This window comes from Bacillus sp. SH5-2 (assembly GCF_008368905.1).
GTDB lineage: Bacteria > Bacillota > Bacilli > Bacillales > Bacillaceae_G > Bacillus_A > Bacillus_A luti.
Genome location: NZ_QOSD01000051.1, coordinates 1 through 1,492 on the forward strand (window position 1 = coordinate 1; position 1,492 = coordinate 1,492).

The window sequence follows — 1,492 nt, forward strand, 5'->3', positions numbered from 1 at the left end:
TAATGTCAACTAAGTTTTTTATTTCGTTTATCGCTTTCTGCGTTACTGCATCGGCGACTTGTCCTATATTACACCTCTAAGGTACAATCGTCAACATCTTTTATTCAATTAATAATAAAAATAATTTCAAAGGTATTTTCATTATTAGTTTCACCTTTCTCTATTTCAATGAAAATAACGAAAAGGACATCCTATTACATACAAGACATCCTTTCCATTAAACATTATATACATGCTCTTATAAACTTTAACATTCTTCATTCTCTTTAACATTTCGATCACCTGACATAAATAAATCAATTAATTTACGTTTATCCGCCCATATCACTCCAAATAAAACTAAGCTACCACCTATTACTATTCTCCACGTTAAAGATTCATTTAATAGAACAATTGAAGCAACAATACTTATTAACGGTAAGGCATTTAAATATAATCCACTTACTGATGCCGAGACCGTCTCTAATGCTCTATTCCAAAACCAATACGCTAAAATTGTTGCCCCAATAACAAGATATACTACACTTAGTCCAGCCTTCCATGTTTCAACCTTTGGAAAACCGTAATAAAAAGTTTCCGCCATTGCAAATGGTAATAGAATAACAGCTCCAATAATTAAAGTTAATGTTGTAAAAAGCTTGTTTGATAGATACTGTTCTTGTTTTGGCCTTTTCAGCAACACTGTATAGAAAGCAAATAAGAAAGTACTTAATAAAATAAGGATATCTCCTATTAAAGATACTTCTTGATCGAATTTACTAGATGGGATTGTAATAAGAAGTACTCCGGCAGCCCCGAGTACAATACCAATCCAATAATTAAGCTGAATTGTTTCTTTCAAAAAGAACGTTGAAAATAGAATTGTAACTAAAGGTAAAGCAGCATCAATAATACTAACATGCAATCCACTTGTTAAAGAAATACCGTAGGATGTGAACATAAAGTAACCAGCTACACCAGTAAAAGATAGTAAACTCATTCTTTTCCATGGCACTTGTTTATGTACAACCGATCTTTTTAATTGTTTAAATGAGAATAGTAAACAGATTCCACCCGCGAAGAAAAGGCGAATAAACAACAAAGTAAATGGCTGAATAGATTCTAGTGCCCACTTTGTTGGTGCAATGGCTGCCCCCCATAATATAACAGCCATTAATAACATGCATATTTCTTTCATAATCCCCCACACCCATCAAAAGATATATGTTAACCATCTTAATTATAGATTTTTTCTTATGTAAAATCCCTTAAAAACGAAAAAACGTTATGCGAAAAACAGCTGAATAGCTATTTTTTACATAACATTTTCATATAAAAAGTAAAATATTTTAGTCATTCTACAAATAAATCAACATAAAAAGGTAATTCTTACCTTAAACCAACATTAAAACGTATTACCTTATAACCTTTTACCGCATTATCGCTCCAAATTTATTTTAAACACTCTCTATTTCATCCTTTTCCCTCTTTAAGATTATTAAATCTATGGATT

The 1,492-nt window shown here is 31.0% G+C and carries 1 protein-coding gene; it reads right to left on the reverse strand.

Annotated features, from left to right (window positions below; all coding sequences use genetic code 11):
• Positions 1 to 247: 247 nt before the first annotated feature.
• Positions 248 to 1,177, reverse strand: a complete 930-nt coding sequence (locus DN410_RS27680; RefSeq protein ID WP_149178848.1) for a DMT family transporter — start codon at positions 1,175 to 1,177, stop codon at positions 248 to 250.
• Positions 1,178 to 1,492 lie beyond the last annotated feature (315 nt).